This window comes from Arthrobacter sp. Dra40 (assembly GCF_059091905.1).
Genome location: NZ_JBNHHB010000096.1, coordinates 1 through 19,295 on the forward strand (window position 1 = coordinate 1; position 19,295 = coordinate 19,295).

General features: G+C 65.3%; 18 protein-coding genes. 5 read left to right on the top strand and 13 right to left on the bottom strand.

Annotation, left to right across the window (positions count from 1 at the left end; translation table 11 throughout):
* Nucleotides 1–301: 301 nt before the first annotated feature.
* The 9 genes from AC5RWT_RS24200 to AC5RWT_RS24240 form a co-directional block, all read right to left on the bottom strand.
* Nucleotides 302–793, bottom strand: coding sequence for a MarR family winged helix-turn-helix transcriptional regulator (locus AC5RWT_RS24200; protein WP_494082400.1), 492 nt, complete (start codon nt 791–793; stop codon nt 302–304).
* Nucleotides 794–912: 119 nt separating this feature from the next.
* Entirely contained in the window at nt 913–1,662 is a 750-nt protein-coding gene (locus tag AC5RWT_RS24205; protein ID WP_494082401.1) for a VIT1/CCC1 transporter family protein, read from the bottom strand.
* Between the two features lie 66 nt (nt 1,663–1,728).
* Entirely contained in the window at nt 1,729–2,502 is a 774-nt protein-coding gene (locus AC5RWT_RS24210) for an SGNH/GDSL hydrolase family protein (protein WP_494082402.1), read from the bottom strand.
* A 68-nt stretch (nt 2,503–2,570) separates the two neighbouring features.
* Nucleotides 2,571–2,906, bottom strand: a complete 336-nt coding sequence (locus tag AC5RWT_RS24215; protein WP_494082403.1) for a YnfA family protein — start codon at nt 2,904–2,906, stop codon at nt 2,571–2,573.
* Nucleotides 2,907–2,945: 39 nt separating this feature from the next.
* Nucleotides 2,946–4,301, bottom strand: a complete 1,356-nt coding sequence (locus AC5RWT_RS24220) for a transaminase (RefSeq protein WP_494082404.1) — start codon at nt 4,299–4,301, stop codon at nt 2,946–2,948.
* Nucleotides 4,302–4,348: 47 nt separating this feature from the next.
* Complete coding sequence (locus AC5RWT_RS24225; RefSeq protein WP_493966803.1) at nt 4,349–5,146, bottom strand: ABC transporter permease; 798 nt, start codon at nt 5,144–5,146, stop codon at nt 4,349–4,351.
* Nucleotides 5,147–5,156: 10 nt separating this feature from the next.
* Nucleotides 5,157–6,092: an ABC transporter permease gene (locus AC5RWT_RS24230; RefSeq protein WP_494082405.1), complete on the bottom strand. Its 936-nt coding sequence runs from the start codon at nt 6,090–6,092 to the stop codon at nt 5,157–5,159.
* A complete protein-coding gene (locus AC5RWT_RS24235) occupies nt 6,092–7,255 on the bottom strand; it encodes an ABC transporter ATP-binding protein (protein ID WP_494082406.1) in 1,164 nt (387 codons plus the stop codon). Before AC5RWT_RS24235 ends, AC5RWT_RS24230 begins: the two co-directional genes overlap by 1 nt.
* Complete coding sequence (locus AC5RWT_RS24240) at nt 7,255–8,478, bottom strand: ABC transporter substrate-binding protein (RefSeq protein ID WP_494082407.1); 1,224 nt, start codon at nt 8,476–8,478, stop codon at nt 7,255–7,257. The genes AC5RWT_RS24235 and AC5RWT_RS24240 overlap by 1 nt, the downstream gene beginning before the upstream one ends.
* Nucleotides 8,479–8,852: 374 nt before the next feature.
* Here AC5RWT_RS24240 and AC5RWT_RS24245 point away from each other — a divergent pair, with 374 nt between their 5' ends.
* Together AC5RWT_RS24245 and AC5RWT_RS24250 are read left to right on the top strand one after the other, a co-directional pair.
* Nucleotides 8,853–9,347, top strand: a complete 495-nt coding sequence (locus tag AC5RWT_RS24245; RefSeq protein WP_494082408.1) for an Lrp/AsnC family transcriptional regulator — start codon at nt 8,853–8,855, stop codon at nt 9,345–9,347.
* Between the two features lie 74 nt (nt 9,348–9,421).
* Complete coding sequence (locus AC5RWT_RS24250; RefSeq protein WP_494082415.1) at nt 9,422–10,810, top strand: aspartate aminotransferase family protein; 1,389 nt, start codon at nt 9,422–9,424, stop codon at nt 10,808–10,810.
* Nucleotides 10,811–10,931: 121 nt separating this feature from the next.
* Here the strand turns inward: AC5RWT_RS24250 and AC5RWT_RS24255 are convergent, their stop codons facing one another.
* The gene (locus AC5RWT_RS24255) at nt 10,932–12,302 is read right to left on the bottom strand and encodes an NAD(P)/FAD-dependent oxidoreductase (RefSeq protein ID WP_494082416.1); all 1,371 of its coding nucleotides are present in this window, start codon (nt 12,300–12,302) and stop codon (nt 10,932–10,934) included.
* 138 nt (nt 12,303–12,440) lie between these two features.
* On the opposite strand from AC5RWT_RS24255, the gene AC5RWT_RS24260 reads away from it, so the two are divergent.
* Nucleotides 12,441–13,226 carry an alpha/beta fold hydrolase gene (locus tag AC5RWT_RS24260; RefSeq protein WP_494082409.1) on the top strand — a complete coding sequence of 262 codons (786 nt, stop codon included), beginning with the start codon at nt 12,441–12,443 and terminating at the stop codon, nt 13,224–13,226.
* Here the strand turns inward: AC5RWT_RS24260 and AC5RWT_RS24265 are convergent.
* Nucleotides 13,180–14,217, bottom strand: coding sequence for an LLM class flavin-dependent oxidoreductase (locus AC5RWT_RS24265; protein WP_494082410.1), 1,038 nt, complete (start codon nt 14,215–14,217; stop codon nt 13,180–13,182). The genes AC5RWT_RS24260 and AC5RWT_RS24265 overlap by 47 nt on opposite strands.
* A gap of 165 nt (nt 14,218–14,382) precedes the next feature.
* Between AC5RWT_RS24265 and AC5RWT_RS24270 the strand changes: the two genes are divergently transcribed.
* Nucleotides 14,383–16,383 (top strand): acyl-CoA dehydrogenase family protein, encoded by a 2,001-nt coding sequence (locus tag AC5RWT_RS24270; protein WP_494082411.1) that lies wholly within the window; start codon nt 14,383–14,385, stop codon nt 16,381–16,383.
* 8 nt (nt 16,384–16,391) lie between these two features.
* Here the strand turns inward: AC5RWT_RS24270 and AC5RWT_RS24275 are convergent, their stop codons facing one another.
* The gene (locus AC5RWT_RS24275) at nt 16,392–16,952 is read right to left on the bottom strand and encodes a hypothetical protein (RefSeq protein WP_494082412.1); all 561 of its coding nucleotides are present in this window, start codon (nt 16,950–16,952) and stop codon (nt 16,392–16,394) included.
* Between the two features lie 448 nt (nt 16,953–17,400).
* Complete coding sequence (locus tag AC5RWT_RS24280) at nt 17,401–18,444, bottom strand: DMT family transporter (protein ID WP_494082413.1); 1,044 nt, start codon at nt 18,442–18,444, stop codon at nt 17,401–17,403.
* Between the two features lie 163 nt (nt 18,445–18,607).
* Between AC5RWT_RS24280 and AC5RWT_RS24285 the strand changes: the two genes are divergently transcribed.
* Nucleotides 18,608–19,295: MerR family transcriptional regulator (locus AC5RWT_RS24285; RefSeq protein WP_494082414.1), on the top strand; the 688-nt coding region annotated here is incomplete at its 3' end.

Here is a 19,295-nt window from a genome sequence, read left to right on the forward strand (position 1 = left end):
GACACCGTTATTACTGCGACTTTCCGGAGGTGAACCTGGCGGGGTGAGATCCAGCCGAAGTGCCTCGCCGCGGGGAAGACGGTGAAGTCAGGTGCAACAAGCCGCATCTTCCCGGAGGAAGAACAGCCTGTCCGCGACCCTCAATTCTAGGTAAACACGGACGCCACACAACCTCTCCACCACCCTGCCTGGGCAAGGGGGTGCCAACGTTGCGTGACTTAACGCCTTTCCATCTTAGGGGCAGCAGCGGTTTCGATCAAACCAACGACTGCGGCCACGGCGCCGGCGCCGAACGCGCGGCTCAGCTGTTGAGCCGGGGCTCGCGCAGCACCCAGCTGCCGGGCTCAAGTTGCTGCACTATCTTCTTGCCAATCCGTTCCAGATCCTGCACATCGCGGTGGTCCAGACCATTGAAAACCACCTGGCGCACGGTTGCGACGTGCCCCGGGGCCAGCGACTCGATGGCCTCCATACCCGCGTCCGTGAGCAACGCCATGGTGACCCGGGCATCATCGGCGCATTGTGTCCGCGACACCCAGCCGCGGCCCTGCAGTTTTTTGACCACATGCGAAAGCCGGGACAGCGAGGAATAGGTACGGGAGGCCAACTCGCTCATCGGCAGCGATCGGTCCGGCGCTTCCGACAACATGGCCAGCACGTTGTAGTCGAAGAGCGTCAGCTTGCCTTCCCGGTACAGCGGGGCGTCGAGGCTGCCCGGCAACAAGGTGGAGACCGCCAGCAAGGCCAGCCAGGCCTGGCGTTCTTCGGGGTCGAGCCAGCGCACAGAAGTCATGCATCCATTCTGCCATAAAACTTGAGCCTTCAACTGATGCGGCTCGCGGGGACGGCCCCACCTCCCGCCTGCCCGCCGTTGGTTCCCGATGGGACCGGCTGAAGCGTGCGGGGCATCGGTTACATGATTCCGGACTGGCCCAGCCACAGGCCGATCAGCAGGGTGGCCACCAGCGCAAGCGCTCCGCCAATTACAACCCGGACAGCGGCCCGGAAGATCCTGGCGCCGCCGAGCCAGGCACCGACCGCTCCGGTAGCGGCCAGCGCAACCAGCACGGCGGCAAAAGTCACCGGGATGCGCAGCTCTGCCGGCGGCAGAAGCATGGCCAGCATCGGCAAGGCGGCGCCGAGGAGGAAGGCTATCGCGGAGGCGGCGGCGGCGTGCCACGGGCTGACCACATCGCTGTCCTGGATATTCAGTTCTGCCTGCAGGTGGGCGGCCAGCGCGTCGTGGGCGGTCAGTTCCACCGCCACCTGTTGTGCCGTTGCCGGCGTCAGCCCGCGCTGTTGATAGAGGGCCGCGAGTTCGGCGAGTTCCTCTTCGGGTTGTTCCTGCAGTTCCCGTTTTTCCTTCGCGATCAGCGCCTTCTGGCTGTCGCTGGAGCTGGACACCGAAACATACTCGCCCAAAGCCATGGAGAGCGCGCCGCCGATCATGGCTGCCAGTCCCGCCGTCAACAAGGTGCCGAAGTCGGTGGTTGCGCCCGCAACACCGACAACCAGTGCGGCTACCGAGACAATCCCGTCGTTCGCCCCGAGCACGCCGGCGCGCAGCCAGTTCAGCCGTGCGGCGAGGCCCGCGCCGCGGTGGGGTTCGTCCTGGTGAAATTCCGGCTGGCCTGCCGGCTGGATCCGGGCATCTGCATCCATGGTCCAAGCCAAGCACGCCGCGCCCCGGGGTTCCAGAGAGGACAGCCAATCCTCACTGCCCGCGGTTCAGCCGGTGGCGTGCAGCCCGGTCAGCTGCGGGTACTTCGGGCCGAACGCGTCCCCGGAGGACGTCCCGCGCAGCCGCCGTCCCACCCACGGGCCCAGGTGCTCGCGCGCCCACCTGACATTGGCCACCATCGCGTCCCGGCGGGACAGTGCCGCCAGATCGGGCAGCTTCGGCAGATCGATCACGTCCTCGGCCTGAAGGACTTCCAGCACCTTCTTGGCCATCAGTGTGTGCCCGGCGGTGGACATGTGCAGACGGTCGTCGTCCCAATAGCGCCAGTCGCGGAACTCGCGCATCCGCCAGTAGTCGACGATCTTCGCTCCGTGCTGGTCCGCGATCTCCCGCACCCATTCGTTGTAGATGGCGGTGCGGCCGCGGGTCTTGCCAAAGACCGCCGACGCCACCGTGTCAAAGCCTGTGAACAGCACGACGTCGGCCCCGGTGGCGGCGAGTTTGGCTACACCGGTTTCGTAGCCTGCCATCAGGGCGTCAATGTCCACCCGGGGGCGCAGGATGTCGTTGCCCCCCGCGTAGAGGGTGACCATGGTGGGCCGGAGCGCTACGGCAGCGTCCACCTGTTCGTCCAGTATCCGGCTGAGCTTCCGGCCGCGAATGGCAAGGTTGGCGTAACCCCATCCGGCGTCGGACAGCATCAGCTGCTCCGCGACCCGGTCCGCCCAGCCGCGCACTCCGTTGGGCAGGTTGGGATCCTTGTCCCCCACACCTTCAGTGAACGAGTCCCCCAGTGCCACAAAACGCTTCGCAAAAGTCACCGGACCAGATTAACAAAGAACGGGTCCGGCAGGGGCCTGCACCGCGACCGGCGCTGCACCGGCACCGTTCAGCCGCTGCGCGGGGCGTACATGATGACAGCCACCCCGGCGAGCGCGATGCCTGCACCGATGTAGTCCCAACGGTCCGGCTGGAATCCGTCCAGCAGCATGGCCCAGGCCAGTGACCCGGCGATGAACACTCCTCCGTACGCCGCCAGTACCCGGCCGAAATTCGCATCCGGCTGCTGGGCGGCGATGAAGCCGTACAGTCCCAAGGCCATGACGCCCAGACCGGCGAACCACCAGGTTCGGCCTTCGCGGACGGCCTGCCACACGAGCCACGCGCCGCCGATCTCGGCCACGGCAGCGAGGACAAACAGGATGGCGGATTTGGCGATTGTCATCCAGCCAGTATGCCAATGCGACGGCGGCGGCCGGGCCCGTCAATTCCCCGTCAATTCCCGGATGGCTTCTTCGAAAATTTCGTGATGCCGTTCGACGTCGGCGCTGGTGGTCTGCGGGCACATCAAGGCCATGTTGTGGAACGGAGTCAGCAGGATCCCGCGGTTGGCAAGGTAGAGGTGCAGGAAGTCTTCCAGTTCACCGTCGTGGCTGGCCGCCGAAGCAGTGCCGTTCCGCGGTGCCGGGCTGGCGAAGCGGTATTCGGCACGCGCTCCCAGCTGCGACACCGACCACGGCAGCGAATATGCCTCGATGACTCGCTGCACGCCGGCGGCAAATTCCGTGGCACGCGCAATCATCGAGTCGAACGCCTGATCCGTCAGGACATGTTCGAGCGTGGCCCGCATGGCCGCGACGGAAAGCGGGTTTCCGGCCAGGGTGCCGCCCACGCCGCCCATGTCCACCAGGTCCAGATCGGCCCGGCCGAGCGCCCGCTCCGCGAGTTCCGCGCTGAGGCCGTAAGCACCGCAGGGGATGCCGCCGCCGATCGATTTACCGATCACCACTATGTCCGGCTCCAGCCCCCACGCCGTCGTGGCCCCGCCGGGGCCGGCCGAGAAGGTGTGCGTCTCGTCGATGATCAGCAACGTGCCGTGCCGGCGGGTCAGCTCACGCACACCGTCCAGATAGCCGGGTTCGGGCAGCACGATGCCGATGTTGGTCAACGCCGGTTCCATCAGCACCGCCGCCACGTCACCGTAGGCCAACTGGCGCTCCAGGGCCTCAAGATCGTTGAACTCCGCCACCCTGCTGGTATCCGTGACATCCACCGGCGCACCCACGTTGCCCGGACGGTTCATCCCCTCGCCGTTGGGTCCGGCCACAATCAGCGACTCGTCCACCGACCCGTGGTAGCAATAGGGGTTGAACAGGATCTTGTCCCGGCCGGTCAGCGCGCGGACCAGCCGGATGGCCCACCGGTTGGCGTCGGTGGCGGTGAGCGAGAAGCTCCAGCGCTCCACACCGAACCGCCGTGCCAGCTCCGCCCCCACCCATTCCGCGTCCTCGGTCGGCAGCATCGTGGCCAGTCCGCCGTCATCGGAGGCACGCCGGATGATGGCGTCGACGGTGGGCTGCGGCGAGTGTCCGGCCATGGCGCCGGTATCCCCCAGCGCGAAGTCCAGGTACTCAAGACCGTCCACGTCCCACACCCTGCAGCCGCGGGCCTGCGCCAGGTAAAGGGGAAAACTGCCGGCCTTCTTGTTCATCCACGTCATCGGGACCTTCCCGAAGAGGTGGGCAGCGCCGTCGTACAGCGCTTTGGACTCAGGATGCTTGGCGTCGAAGTCCTGCAGCTCACGGGCGAACAGCACGGCCAGCCGGTTCCGGTCGATCATGAAGTACTCCTTCTCAACAGCGCCGTCAGCAAACAGAGGGCATAACGTCAGCGTGCCGCGAGCATCTTGGCACGGCGGTGCGCGAGGATCTGGCCGCCGATCACGATCAGCAGCGCGATAATGAACATCGCCGAACCGATCACATTGGCCTGCGCCGGAATGCCCCGGGTGGCGGCGACGTAGATGAACTTCGGGAAGGTGTCCACGTTGCCGGAGTTGAAGTTGGTGATGATGAAATCGTCAAAGCTCATGGCGAAGGCCAACAGGGCTGCCGCCACGATGCCCGGCAGCAGCAGCGGGAAGGTCACCCGCCAGAACGCTTGCATCGGGGAGGCATAGAGGTCGGCGGCGGCCTCCTCCAGCTTCGGGTCGAGGCTGGAGACCCGGGCCTTGACGGTGACCACCACGAACGAGATGCAGAAGACGGTGTGCGCGATGATGATGGTGCCCTTGCCCAGCTCCGCGCCAACGTTGAGGAACTGGGCCAGCAGCGAAGCACCCAGGACAACCTCAGGGGTGGCCAGCGGCAGGAAGATCAGCATGTTGGCAGTGGCATTGAACCGGAACCTGTAACGGACCAGCCCAATGGCGATGGCCGTCCCGAGGATGACGGCAATCAGCGTGGCAACCGCGCCGATCTGCAGGCTGTTGCCCAGCGCCTGGCAGACAGCCGGGGCGCCGCAGGGGTTGGCCCAGTTGTCCCAGGTGAAGCCGCGCCACGTCAGATTGGTGCGTCCGGCGTCGTTGAAGGAGAAAACGAAGACGTAGGCAATTGGGACCAGCAGGAAGACGAACGCCAGCCCGCCGAACACAGGGACCAGCCAGCGCCCGAAGGAGTTTTTCACGGTGTGCCCCCTACAGCAGTTCTTTGGTGCCGAAGCGGCGGACGTAGGTGAAGACCAAGGCCAGGATGGCCAGCATCAGCACGAAGGACAGTGCCGAAGCCCCCGGATAGTCGACCACCCGGAAGAACCGTGAGTCGATGACCTGCCCGATCATGGTCGTGTTCTGGTTGTTGCCCAGCAGCGAAGCATTGATGTAGTCGCCGGTCGCCGGAATGAACGTCAGCAGCGTTCCGGCCACCACGCCGGGCATCGACAGCGGCAACGTGACGGTCCGGAATGTGGTGAAGCCGTTCGCGTAGAGGTCACTGCCTGCCTCAATCAGCCGGATGTCCAACCGTTCCAGGTTGGCGTAGATGGGCAGGGCCATGAACGGGAGAAAGTTGTAGGTCAGGCCGCAGACGACGGCGAATGCGGTGGCCGTAAGCCGCCCATCGTCCGGCAGCAGCGCGAACGTCCGGAGCACGGCGACCACCGGGCCCTCATCTGCCAGGATCTGCTTCCACGCTTGCGTGCGCAGAATGAAGCTCGTGAAGAACGGGGCAATGATGAGCACCAACAGGATGCCCCGCAGCAAACCGTGTCCGCGCAGTCGGACCGCTATCAGGTACGCCATCGGGTAGCCGATCAGCAGCGCCGCCGTGGTGGCGATCAGCGCGAATCCGAAGGAACGCAGCAGTTCCGGCCAGTAGCTGCCCAGCACCCGCAGGTAGTTGTTGAATTCCAGTGCCGGAGCGAATTGGCCAATGTCTGCTCCGGGCGGCTTGGTGTACAGCGAGGTCGCGAGCAGGGAGAACACCGGGAGTACGAAGAACAGCAGCAGGAAGAAGAAGCCCGGCAGGATCAGCCAATATCCCATCCGACCCCGGCGGCGTTCCGCCTTCAACTCGCCAGTGCCGCGCCCAGTGGGCGGCAGTGGTGTCTGGTCCGCGGTGGCCAGGGCACTCATCAGTCGCCGTCCTCGGGCGCCCCGTAATGGGTGTCCTCGGCGCCGTCCAGCCCGAAGGCATGTTCGGTGTCCCAGCTGAGCACCACTGCGTCGCCGGGTTGAGCCAGCTGCTGGCCATGGTTCTGGCTGAAGACTCCCACCGTGCCGATGCCGGCCACCTCCACCAGATACTCGGTGCTGACTCCGGTGAACGAGGTGTCAAGCACCGTGCCGTGCAGGACGTTGGCGGCATCGTCCGGCGCGTCGTGCGGCCACATCATCTTCAGTTTCTCGGGGCGGATGCCGATCAGCGCCTTGCCGCGGTGCACCGTGGCCCGGTCCTTGAGCACGGCCAGCCTGTTGCCGTTGGCATTGACGACGACGGCGTCACCGCGGTCCTCGACGATCTCACCGGCGACCAGATTGGACTTGCCCAGGAAGTTGGCCACGAAAACGGTGCGCGGCAGCTCATAGAGTTCGCGGGGAGCGCCCATCTGCTCCACCCTGCCGGCATTCATCACGGCCACTGTGTCCGCCATCGTCATGGCTTCCTCCTGGTCGTGGGTGACGTGGACGAAGGTAAGCCCGACCTCGGTCTGGATCTTCTTCAGTTCCACCTGCATTTGCCGGCGCAGTTTCATGTCCAGTGCGCCCAGCGGCTCATCCAGCAGCAGCACCGCCGGCTGGTTGACGATCGCGCGGGCAAGCGCCACCCGCTGTTGCTGGCCGCCGGAAAGCTGGGCCGGCCGCCGGGCGGCAAGATGCGAGAGCTCCACCAGCTCCAGCGCAGCCTTGGCCTGCTCCCGGGCATCGCGGATCTTGCGCCGACGCAGCCCGAACGACACATTGTCGAGCACGCTCATGTGTGGAAACAGCGCGTAGTTCTGGAACACCGTGTTGACCGGCCGCTGATGCGCGCCGGACTTGCTGATGTCCTTGCCGCCAATGCTGATGCTGCCGGACGTCGGCTGTTCCAGCCCGGCCACCATCCGCAACGTCGTGGTCTTGCCGCAGCCGGAGGGACCGAGCAAGGCAAAAAACTGTCCTGCCGGAATGGTCAGGTCCAGGGCATCAACAGCTACGAAGTCCCCGAACCGTTTGGTGACTGAGGAAAGGACCAAATCGGCCCCGCTGTCTTCGCCCAGTGCGCTGCCGGTTTCTGTCCTCACGGGTGCCTGCGTCATCAGTTGCCGATCGCCTGCTGGAACCGGTTGCCGAAATCGGTTTCCTCTTCCGGGTCAAGGCTGCGGAAGGCTTTCACCTTGGCCAGGTCCTCCTCGGTCGGGAAGATCAGCGGATTGTCCACCAGGTCCGGATCAATTTTCTCCATGGCTTCCTTGGCCCCCTGCACCGGGCAGATGTAATTCACATAGGCCGCGGCTGTCGCCGCGTTCACGGGATCGTAGTAAAAGTCCATCAGGGCTTCCGCGTTCTTCTTGTGCGGCGAGCCGATGGGCACCATCAGGTTGTCGGACCACAACGTACCGCCGGCTTCGGGAAGCGCGAATTCCCACTTATCGCCCTGTTCGAAGTTCAGCTGCGTGATGTCGCCGGACCAACAGATCACTGCCAGCGCGTCACCCGAAATCAGGTCTTCCTTGTACGAATTGCCCTTCACCTGGCGGATCTGGCCGCTGGATATCTGCTTCTGCAGAACTTCCAGCGCAGCGTCGTATTCCTTGGTTCCCCAGTCGCCGGAAATATCCACTCCGTTTTCCTGCATGAGCAAGCCCATGGTGTCGCGCATCTCGTCGAGGACTTCCACACGGCCCTTGAGCTCGGGCTTCCACAAGTCGCCTACGGTGCGCAGTCCGCCGGGAACGGCTTCCTTGTTCCAGGCGATGCCGGCATAGCCGGACTGCCAGGTCAGGGAGTTCTTCCGGCCCGGATCAAAGTCCACGTTCTTGAGGGTTTCCAGCAGATTGTCCGCGTTCGGGATGTTCGCGTGGTCCAGTTCCTGTGTGTAACCCAACCGGATGAGGCGGGCTGCCATCCAGTCGGTGAGCGTGATGATGTCCTGTCCGATGTCTTGGCCGGCGGCGAGCTGGCCCTGGACCTTCCCGAAGTAGGTGTCGTTACCGTCGATGTCCTCGGAGTAGTTGGCCTTGATGCCGGTCTTCTTGGTAAACGCCTCCAGCGACGGGTAGGTCTGGGTGGAGTCGTCATAATCCAGGTACAGGGTCCAGTTGGCCCAATTAACTTCCTTTTCCTGGTCCGAGAGGTCTTTTGCAGGGGCCAGCCCGCCTGCGGACCCGGTGTTGGCCGGGGTTCCGGTGCCACCCGTGCCACACGCGGCGAGCAGCCCGGCCAATGTCAGTCCACCGGCGCCCATGAGGACGTTCCGGCGGGACATTTGCGCAGCGATGAGACGTCGCAGGCGTGGATCTTCAGGTAGTCGTTTCGGCATCTGATGCTCCCCTGTTGACGGATTGGACCTCGCTGGTGCGTCGATACTGACAGACACCGGGAGACCCCGACAATAGTTTCAGTTGTAAATTTTTGGTTACACAACGGAATCCGAAGCGGAACTGCCTCCTCGGATCCGATTACCCCGCCCGCCACCCGGTGCACCCGCGAAGTATGCACTGTGAAGACGGACCGAACCGGCAATGAAGCCGCTGTGAGCCGCTTCACAACAGATAGTAGCCTCAAGATCTTCGTATTTCGATAGCCTCAGCGCCGAATCTTTTCGAATCCGGTACTTGCGCTTCGCTAAAACAACGGATTCAATAGCTACCAATCCCGCCGGTGGCGGTGAAGGCGCACAGGAGGTGAACACGCTTGACCTTGCTGCCCAGTGCCGGGCATGGCCCCAACAGCACCAGCCACAGCGCTGCCGTTGACGATGTCTCCAAAGCCATCATCGAGCAACTGCAGGAAGACGGCCGCCGTTCTTACGCTGCCATCGGAAAGGCAGTCGGCCTCTCCGAAGCAGCCGTGCGGCAGCGGGTCCAGAAGCTGATCGACTCCGGCATTATGCAGATCGTTGCCGTCACCGATCCGCTGCAGCTGGGCTTCGCGCGGCAGGCCATGCTGGGCATCAAAACCGCCGCCGATTTGCTGGAAGTGTCGGACAAGATCGCTGCACTGGACCAGGTTGACTACTGTCTGGTGACCGCGGGCTCCTTCGACATTCTGGCCGAAGTCATTTGCGAAAACGACCAGGATTTGTTGCGGCTGGTCAACCAGATCCGCGACATTCCCGGTGTCCTGAGCACCGAAACATTCATGTATCTCTCCCTGCGCAAGCAGGAATACAACTGGGGAACCCGATGACACAGACATCAGCATCGCCAAGCACCAGCATCCCGGGCCAAGGCACACCCGCCGGCACCACCACCGACGCCCCGATGCGCCGGACCTACACCACGCCGATGGGCACGGACCGCCAGCAAGCTGCCCGCGACCACCTGTGGATGCACATGGCCCGCCACTCACCGCTGGTTGCCGGCGGCAACGTACCGGTGATTACCCGGGGCCAAGGCCATCTCATCTACGATGACCAGGGCCGCGAATACATCGACGGCCTTGCCGGGCTCTTCGTGGTCCAGGTGGGCCATGGCCGCGAGGAACTGGCGCAGGCCGCAGCACGCCAGGCCAAGGAGCTGGCGTTTATGCCGCTGTGGTCCTATGCCCACCCGGCTGCCATCGAACTGGCCGAACGCCTGGCCCACCATGCCCCCGGCGATCTGAACCGCGTCTTCTTCACCACCGGCGGCGGCGAGGCCGTGGAATCGGCGTGGAAGCTGGCCAAACAGTATTTCAAGTTGCAGGGCAAGCCGAACAAGACCAAGGTCATTTCGCGCGCCGTCGCGTATCACGGCACCCCGCAGGGCGCGCTGTCCATCACCGGCATTCCGGACATGAAGGCACCCTTCGAACCGCTGGTGCCCGGGGCTTTCCGTGTCCCCAATACCAACCAATACCGCGCCCCGGCCGGCTTGGAAGATCCGAAAGCCTTCGGCCGCTGGGCTGCGGACCGGATTGGCGAGGCCATCGAGTTTGAGGGCCCGGACACGGTTGCCGCCGTGTTCCTGGAACCCGTGCAGAACTCCGGCGGTTGTTTCCCGCCGCCGCCGGGCTACTTCGAGCGGGTACGCGAAATCTGCGACGAGTACGACGTCCTGCTGGTTTCCGACGAGGTCATCTGCGCCTTCGGCCGGATCGGCTCGATGTTCGCCTCGACCGACTTCGGCTATGTGCCGGACATGATCACCTGCGCCAAGGGCATGACCAGCGGCTACTCGCCGATTGGAGCGATGATCGCCTCCGACAGGCTGTTCGAACCGTTCAAGCACGGTGACACGACGTTCTACCACGGCTACACCTTTGGCGGACATCCGGTGTCGGCCGCTGTCGCCATGGCCAACCTGGACATCTTCGAACGCGAAGGCCTGAACAACCACGTCAAGGAGAACGCTCCGGCCTTCCGCCGGACCTTGGAGAAGCTGCTGGACCTGCCGATCGTTGGCGATGTCCGCGGCGAAGGCTACTTCTACGGGATCGAGCTGGTTAAAGACAAGGCCACCAAGGAGACGTTCAACGACGAAGAGTCGGAGCACCTGCTGCGCGGCTACCTGTCCAATGCGCTGTTCGACGCGGGCCTGTACTGCCGCGCCGATGACCGGGGAGACCCCGTGGTCCAGTTGGCTCCGCCGCTGACCATTGGCCAGCGAGAGTTCGACCAGATTGAGCAGATCCTGCGTTCCGTGCTGGTGGAGGGCCTGAACCACCTCTGACCACGCCCCGGATCCCCAGGGAGAGCCAGCCCGACCTTGGAACGTTGAGGCGGCGGGTGGCTGAAACCAGCCACCCGCCGTCGTCATGAGGCTTCGCCACTGCCCCGCCGCAGCGTTGGCATCAGTTCCGGCCGGAGACCTTGTCCGCGATCCGGGCCACCAGGGACGTCGATGTCAGCTTGCCGTCCTCGGCTCGGTCAGCCGCGTGGTAGGCGGCGTACATGGCCTTTACCGCGATCCAGCGCAGCGGTTCCCTTTCCCAGCGCCGCACCCGGCGGTTCACCCACGGCATGCGTGTCAACTCGCTGTCTGGATCGAGGACAAGGTCGCGCAGGGTTCGGGCGGCCAGGTTGGTGGCCGCAACACCGGTTCCCACATAGCCGCCGGCCCACCCCAGGCCGGTTCCCGGATCCAGGCCCACGGTGGCCTTCCAGTCGCGCGGGACGCCAAGCACGCCGGACCAGGCATGTTCAATCGGGGCCGAGCGGGTCGCCGGGAACATCGAGTGCAGGACCTCGGTCAGCTGCACGATGGTTTTCGGCTGTGTCGCGCCGTCGGCGTCCAGTCTGGAGCCATAGCGGTAGGGAACACCGCGCCCGCCCAGCGCGATCCGTCCGTCCGCGGTGCGTTGGGCGTACATGTAGGCATGGGCCATGTCGCCCAGGGCCTCGGCCTCGCCCCAACCGATCTCGGCCCAGACCTTGTTCGGCAGCCGTTCGGTGACAACGAGCGAGGAGTTCATGGGCAGCCAGTCCCGGTGCGCCGACTTCAGCCCGGCGGTGAAGCCCTCGATGGCCCTGAGGATGTAGCGCGCCTGCACGGTCCCGCGGTCCGTGCGGGCCTGGCCGGGAAGGATGTCGGTGACGCTCGTGCCTTCGTACAACCGCACGCCCAGGCGCCGCACCGCCTCGGCCAGCCCGCGGACCAGCTTGGCCGGCTGGATCCTCGCGCAGTGAGGCTGGAACAGCGCACCCGCTGCACGGTCAACCGCGATGCGCTCGCTGGTCTCCCCAGCGTCCAGCAGCCGGGCGCCGGCCTCCGGCCACTCGGCTTCCGCCGCGGCCCAGGCCTTCAGCCGCTGCATCTGCGCCCGATTACGCGCCACGATGAGTTCGCCGCCCTTGTGGATGTCGGCGTCGATGTCTTCCACCCCGGCCACCCGGATAACCTCGTCGACGGTCTCGTTCAGCAGGGTCTGGAACCGCCCCGTCAGCTCCCGTCCGTGGCTGGCGGCGTAGCTGTCCCGCCCGCCCGTCATGCTGTTGGTCAGCCAGCCACCGTTCCGGCCCGAAGCGCCGTACCCTGCGAACCGGCTTTCGAGCACCACAACGTCCAGCTCGGGCCGGGCCTTCTTAAGGTAATAAGCCGTCCACAGCCCGGTGTAGCCCGCTCCCACCACGGCAACATCCGCCGTGGTGTCCCCCGGCAGCGCAGGCCCCGGCTCGGGCAATCCGCCGGCCGCATACCAGAACGACACCTTGCCGTTGACGATCACACGCACCAACTCCCTGTCCCCGGCGGACGAATCCGGCCGCTGAAAACAGGCTAATACGGAGCCCGGGACTTCGGTTGAACCGGCCCGCCGAGGCACTAAAAGCTTCCTGGCCTGCCCGCCGGGCATAATCTACCCATGACTCATCCGATCGTCCTGCTGCACGGTTGGGCCTGCTCCACCGGCTACTGGAAGCCGCTGGCCGACCGGCTCTGCGCTGGTGGCCGCGACGTTGCCCTCCCGGACCTTCCCGGTTACGGCACCGATCTGCCCGCAGGCTATGACTGGACGGTGGAGAACGCCGCTTCGGCCCTGGCCGGGCGGCTCGACGGCGCGCCGGTGCACTGGGTGGGGCACTCCTTGGGCGGAAACATCGCCGCCACCATAGCGGCGCGCTTCCCGCGCACGACGGCGTCGCTCACCCTGATAGGGATGGTTCCGGTGGCACCCTCGGCTGCAACCATCAGCAAGCTGACGGAGCTGTTCGGTGGGGAAACCTCCACCCCGGAAACCGACCTTGCGGCCGCCGACGAACTCATCGGCGCCTGGTTCCGCAACGGCATCGAACCGCAGGGTGGGGACCGCGAAATGTTCCGGGCTCCCTTCCGGAGGAACCCCGCCGTCGTACGCCAAAGCCTGCCCGCGGGACTAGCCGGCGCGGCCCCCGAGGTTGCCGCTCTGGTTGCGGCACCCACGCTGGTGGTCACCGGGGCACAGGACCCCACGCGGACACCGTCCGCCGTCACTGATTTCCTGGCCCGGCACTCCCGGTGGCGCCACGTCTCCGTTCGGGACGCCGGGCACATGGTGCACTGGGAGCAGCCGGCGGCCTGCGCCACGGCGATTCTGCAGCACACAGCATCAGCCGAGCAGGGCGCTAGGGCTGCTTGGCCGGATGCGTCTCCCGCTGGATCACCGGCATGATTTCCGTGGCCAGCAGTTCGATGGACCGCGCGGTGTCCGCAAACGGCAGCCCGCCGAGGCCCACTTGGGCCATGTAGCGGTCGTGGCCGAACAGTTGGTACTGCTCCATGATCTTGTCAATCACTTCCTGCGGGCTCCCGGCGAGCAGGCCCCCGCCCGGGCCGGCCCACGCTTCGAAGGTCTCACGCGGGAAATGCCCGGCCGGGCGGGGCATGTTCTGCTCGAAATATGCGCGGTAGTACGGGTAGAACGTGTCGCGTGCCTGTTGGGAGGTCGGAGCGACGAAGAAGTGTCCGCCCGTTCCCACCGGCAGCACGGCCGGGTCGTGCCCGTGCGCGGCTGCGGATTCACGGTAGTACTCAATGTGCCGGACGAAGTGCTGCGGGCCGGAGAGCAGCGCGAGGTACAGCGGCAGCCCTAACCGTCCGGCCCGTTCGAAGGAAGAAGGCGTGCCGCCCACGCCCACCCAGACCGGAAGGCTCTCCTGCAGCGGCCGCGGCGAGACGTCCATGCCCGGAATGCTGTGGTGGTAGGTGCCGTTCCAGCTCAGGTTCTCTTGGTCCCGTGCCGTCAGCAGCAGCTGAAGCTTTTCTTCGAACAGTCCGTCGTAGTCCGCCGTGTCATACCCGAAGAGCGGATAGGACTCGGTGAAGGCGCCTCGGCCGGCAATGATTTCCGCCCGTCCCCCGGAGAGCAGGTCCAGCGTGGCGAACTGCTCGAACAGACGCACCGGGTCCTGCGTGGACAGCACTGTCACTGCGGTGGCCAGGCGGAGGTTAGTGGTTTCGCGGGCAATGGCAGCCAGAACGATTTCCGGTGCCGAAAGTGCGAAGTCCTTGCGGTGGTGTTCACCGAGCCCCAGGAAGGAAATGCCTGCCTGATCGGCGATTTTGGCCAGCTGGACCAGTTCCTCCAGCCGTTGGCGCGGCGACAGCGCCTCCCCTCCAGTGCCGCGCGTCAATTCGCCGAAGGTAAAGATGCCGAAATCCATGGTGCTCCCGGGGTAGCTTGCAGTGTCTAAATACTTGAAGCTTCAGGCTTTCGAGGATATTCCCGGTCCCCTGGTTGCCCCCTCGGCAAAAGCGCTACTGGGAAGTAACATAAGGGGACAGCACAGGGCCCGGAGCCCGGCGGGCCCGCGTCGAAGGGGACCGCCATGAGCGCCGAGACCGATCAGAAAACTGCCAGCGCCGGCTCGGCGCCCGCCGCCGGACCGTTGCCGGCCGAAGCAGGGACAGCCGGACCGGCGGAGACCGGCGAGCGGGAAGCGCGCGAACTCGCAGAAGCAGCCCGCGAGACCGAATGGAAACGGCCAAGTTTCGCCAAGGGCCTCTACATGGGCCGCTTTGACCTGGAGTTGATCCATCCGCATCCGCTGCCGAAACCGCAGGAGCGTGAGGCCGGCGAGTCGTTCCTGGAGAAGCTGGAGGCCTACGCCCGTACCCTGGACGGGGGGCGGATCGAGCGCGACGCGAAAATTCCGGATGAGTACTTGGCGGGCTTGGCCGAGCTGGGCACGTTCGGCATGAAGATCCCGGTCGAATACGGCGGCCTTGGATTGTCCTTGCTGTACTACGGCCGTGCCCTGATGCTGCTGGGGTCCGTGCATCCTTCGCTTGGCGCGCTGCTGTCGGCCCACCAGTCCATCGGGGTTCCGGAGCCGGTGAAGGTCTTTGGCTCCGAGGAGCAGAAGCGTGAATACCTGCCGCGCTGTGCAGCCGGCGCCGTGACGGCCTTCCTGCTCACAGAGCCTGACGTCGGATCCGACCCTGCGCGGCTGGGTACCACCGCCACGCCCACGGAGGACGGCGGCGCGTACCTGCTCAACGGCTGCAAATTGTGGACCACCAATGGCGTGATCGCAGAACTAGTGGTGGTGATGGCCAAGGTCCCGGAGCATGACGGCCAGCGCGGCGGCATCTCCGCCTTTGTGGTGGAAGCGGATTCCCCGGGCATCACGGTGGAAAACCGCAACAGTTTCATGGGCCTGAGGGGAATCGAAAACGGCGTGACCCGTTTCGACAACGTCCGCGTCCCCGCGGCCAACCGTTTGGGCCGTGAAGGGCAGGGGCTCAAGATCGCCTTGACCACGCTGAACACCGGCCGGCTCTCCATCCCGGCGCTCTGCGCCGCCAGCGGCAAGTGGTCGTTGAAGATCGCCCGCGAATGGTCCAACGCCCGCGTGCAGTGGGGCAAACCCGTAGGCAAGCATGAAGCTGTGGGTAAGAAAATCGCTTTCATCGCCGCTAGCTCCTTCGCTCTTAACGCAGTCTTTGAGCTCTCTGCCGGACTGGCCGACGCCGGGATGAAAGACGTTCGGATTGAAGCTGCGCTGGCCAAGCTGTGGTCCAGCGAGTTCGCCTACAAAATCGCCGACGAGTTGGTCCAGATCCGAGGCGGCCGGGGCTATGAAACAGCCCAGTCACTGGCTGCCCGTGGCGAGCGTGCTGTTCCAGCCGAACAGTTGCTGCGTGATATGCGGATCAACCGGATCTTTGAAGGTTCCACCGAGATCATGCATTTGCTGATTGCCCGGGAAGCGGTGGACGCGCACCTCTCGGCGGCCGGAGACTTGGCCTCGCCCGGTGCCACTGTCCAGGCCAGGGCGAAGGCGGCCTTGGGTGCCAGCGGCTTCTACGCGAAGTGGCTTCCCGAACTGCTCTCCGGCCCGGGCCTGAATCCGCGGGCCTTCAACAACTTCGGTCCGTTGGCGCGGCACCTGCGCTTCATCGAGCGGTCCTCCCGGCGGCTGGCCCGGCAGACGTTCCTCGGGATGGGCCGATGGCAGGCCGGGTTGGAGAAGCGGCAGGCCTTTCTAGGCAGGATCGTGGATATCGGTGCCGAGCTTTTTGCCATGGCAGCCTGCTGCAGCCATGCCGAGATGCTGCGCAGCCAGGACCCGGCGCAGGGCAAGTCTGCCTATGAGTTGGCGGACGCTTTTTGCCTGCAGTCCAGGCTCCGGATCCGCGAACTCTTCCGCGAACTCTGGAGCAATACCGACACGAGCGACGGGAAGTTCGCCCGGCGCGTGCTCGCCGGAGACTACACGTGGTTTGAAGCCGGCGCCTTGGATCCGTCCGAAGGCACCGGCCCATGGATTTCCGAGCAACCCACCGGCGCCTCCAGCAAGGAGAACCTGCACCGTTCCTACCGCTGACTCCCGGGTTACAGCAATGGCCATACCCGGCGCTGCAGGTCGAAGATCTCCCAGGCCCGCGGCACGAGGTTCAGCGACACCTCGCACATCCGCCGCAACTGCTCCATGCTCCCGGGCCGGAACTCCTCCGTCCCGGAGTCGCTGAACGGATCCGGATAGCGGGCACCCTCGGTGTTCGCCCACTCCAGCCCGTGCGAACGACCGCTGCAAAACTGCCACACGTACATGAGCGACGGCGGGAGGCCCTCCTCCCGCAGGTCCTTGAGGATGGAGGTCTGCGTACGGTTCTTGGTGGCATAACCCCAGGAACCGTCAGTCTTCGGGGCGAAAACCGGCGGCAGCTGCAGGGATTCAGCGGCCTCGTTGACCGTGAGCCGCAGGCCGGTGAAGTACTCCATCGCCCGCGCGTGCTGCTCGGGCCGGAAATCGGCCAGATACGCATCCCAGAACGAGGCTGCGTTGAAGACGTCGCGGGCAATGAGGACCAAGGTACGCCGAGCCCGCTCGTGTCCCTCTTCCGGCTGGAGTGCCCACAGCACCGTGGAAGTGCACTCGATAATGGTTCGCACCAGCGAATACGGCGAGTGCGTGTGCAACCGATACTTTGCTGCCTGCTGCTCCCCGGGCTCGTCTTGCCCTGCGCGCCCCTCCTGCTCCCCTCCTCCTCGAACAACAACCGGCGCAGCGCCAGCACGTTGTCCGTCGCCGCCGCCAGGGCCTGCCGCAGCAGGCTGCTCACGCTTTGGGCAGCGGCGAATTGACCGTCCAACATCGCCAGCTGCGACCCCGGCTCGACGGCGGCCTCGCCCCTGCCCAGCCATGGCTCCAAGTCCTGCAACATCTGCAGGACAGCCAGCGCCGCGCGGCTCTCCGGGTCCGTCCCGCCGACCGAGCGCACCTGACCGAAGGAGGCACCGCCGTCGTCCATTGGCTTATGGTAGCCCTCCACCAGCGGCAGGTTCCTGGCTGAGGATCGCTCCGCGGGTCAGCCCGCACGCGTACAGGGGCTGGAGCCAGTCAGCCGGCCTTGGGTCGGCGGCCAGCCCGGGCGGCTATGAGCAGTCCCGCGCCGGTCAGCGCGATGCCCATGAGGGTTTGGGGCCCGACCATGCTGCCCGCGGACGGCCAGAGGATATCCAAGGCCAGCGCCCCGACCAGCTGTCCGCCGATCACGGTCAGCGTCATCAGCAGCACGCCCGTGCTGGCCACGCAGACGGTTGCTGAGGCCAGGATCAGGGTGCCGAGCGGACCGCCCAGATACAGCCACCACTGCCCGGTCAGGAGGTTGGCCTGCCTGATGATTACTGCCTGGATGGCCCAGACGGCGAGCAGCGCGACGGTTCCCACACCAAAGTTCAGCAACGTCGAAATCACCGCGCTGCCGTGCGCTGTTCCGACCTGGCCCAGGACACCTTGCTGGACGCTCTGCAGCAACCCCGACACCAGCGGGATCAGCATGAACAGCACCAGCGGTCCCACTGCCTTGGAGGATCCGAAGTGGGCACTCGCGGCGAGGATCGCAGCCACGAAAGCCAGTGCGGCACCAGTGAGCCTGGCGCTGCTGATCTCGATTTTCCGGCCTGCACCGATTCCCCACCGGTCCATCAGCAAGCCGGAAGCCATTTGGCCGGTGACAATGGCGATGGTAAACAGCGACAATCCGATCGGTCCGACTGTTGCAGCCTGCGCGAAGACGTAGAAGGCCCCGATGACGCCGGCCAGCAGGTACCAGCGCGGGTACACGCGCTGCCGCAGCAACCCTGGAACGGCGCGCAGTCTTCGCCGAACGGCCGGCCGCACAAGCGCAAAAAGCGCTACTGCCGCGAAGCCCGTGCCAAAGCTGACCAAGGCTGCTCCCACGCGGTCCTGCAGTTCCACCCCCAATTGGCTGTTCAGGCGGCTCTGCATGGCCAATCCCACTCCGGCCAGCAACGCCAGGAACAATGCCAGCCGAACCGGCAACTTGATGTCGCGGCCCCCGCCCGCTGCCTTGCGCTCTTGGGCCCCGCGTGTCCTGCCGCCGCTGCCTCGGGGAGAATCTGCCGGCCGGTCTGCGTGCACGTGCCGATGCTATCCCGCCGGATCGCTCCTGTCTGCGCCGGCCGTTGCCCGTGCACGGCCTGGGGCGTCATGATCAGCGGCCTGATGGGAGATTCTCCCGACGTCCGTCCCGAGCCATTACGCCGTTGACATTGACGTTGCGTCAACCGTCATAGTGGTGGGCATGGGAATAGCACCGCATGCTGCGACGACTGAGTACGCCATCCAGGAAGTCGCCAAGGCCGCCGGCACGACCAGCAGGGCTCTGCGTCATTACCAGGAGGTCGGCCTGCTTGTCCCGAGCCGCGTCGGCCACAACGGCTACCGCTACTACGACGGCGAGGCCCTGGTTCGGCTGCAACGCATCCTGCTTTTGCGTCAGCTCGGGTTGGGACTGCCGGAGATTGCCAAGGTGCTGGCTGGCACGCGGGACGCTTCAGGGGCCCTGCGCGGCCACCTGGAACTGCTCATACAGGAGCGTGATCGGCTGCAGAAGCAGATTGCTTCGGTGCAGTCCACCATCGACAAGACAGAAAGGGGCGAAGACCTCATGGCGGATGAAATGTTCGACGGATTCGACAACACCCAATACAAGGAGGAGGTTGAAGCGCGCTGGGGGAAGGACGCGTATGCAAAAGGCGACACGTGGTGGCGCGGAATGTCCGACGCCGAGCGGAAGACCTGGATGAAGCAATCCAGTCAGTTGCTGTCCGACTGGGTCGCCGCCGGCAAGGCCGGAGTCGCTGCCGACAGTGCGGAGGCGCAGCAATTGGCGCAACGTCAATGCGACTGGCTCTCCACAGCCAACGGAGGCCAGGAGGTGTCCTACGGCTATTTCACAGGCCTAGGCGAAATGTACGTGGCCGACCCTC

Bases quoted from the DNA above. Each gene is read 5' to 3' on its own strand.
- AC5RWT_RS24265 (WP_494082410.1), bottom strand. From the start codon at position 14,217: ATGGATTTCGGCATCTTTACCTTCGGCGAATTGACGCGCGGCACTGGA.
- AC5RWT_RS24235 (WP_494082406.1), bottom strand. From the start codon at position 7,255: ATGACGCAGGCACCCGTGAGGACAGAAACCGGCAGCGCACTGGGCGAA.
- AC5RWT_RS24230 (WP_494082405.1), bottom strand. From the start codon at position 6,092: ATGAGTGCCCTGGCCACCGCGGACCAGACACCACTGCCGCCCACTGGG.
- AC5RWT_RS24260 (WP_494082409.1), top strand. From the start codon at position 12,441: ATGACTCATCCGATCGTCCTGCTGCACGGTTGGGCCTGCTCCACCGGC.
- AC5RWT_RS24220 (WP_494082404.1), bottom strand. From the start codon at position 4,301: ATGATCGACCGGAACCGGCTGGCCGTGCTGTTCGCCCGTGAGCTGCAG.
- AC5RWT_RS24215 (WP_494082403.1), bottom strand. From the start codon at position 2,906: ATGACAATCGCCAAATCCGCCATCCTGTTTGTCCTCGCTGCCGTGGCC.
- AC5RWT_RS24240 (WP_494082407.1), bottom strand. From the start codon at position 8,478: ATGCCGAAACGACTACCTGAAGATCCACGCCTGCGACGTCTCATCGCT.
- AC5RWT_RS24270 (WP_494082411.1), top strand. From the start codon at position 14,383: ATGAGCGCCGAGACCGATCAGAAAACTGCCAGCGCCGGCTCGGCGCCC.
- AC5RWT_RS24200 (WP_494082400.1), bottom strand. From the start codon at position 793: ATGACTTCTGTGCGCTGGCTCGACCCCGAAGAACGCCAGGCCTGGCTG.
- AC5RWT_RS24205 (WP_494082401.1), bottom strand. From the start codon at position 1,662: ATGGATGCAGATGCCCGGATCCAGCCGGCAGGCCAGCCGGAATTTCAC.
- AC5RWT_RS24250 (WP_494082415.1), top strand. From the start codon at position 9,422: ATGCGCCGGACCTACACCACGCCGATGGGCACGGACCGCCAGCAAGCT.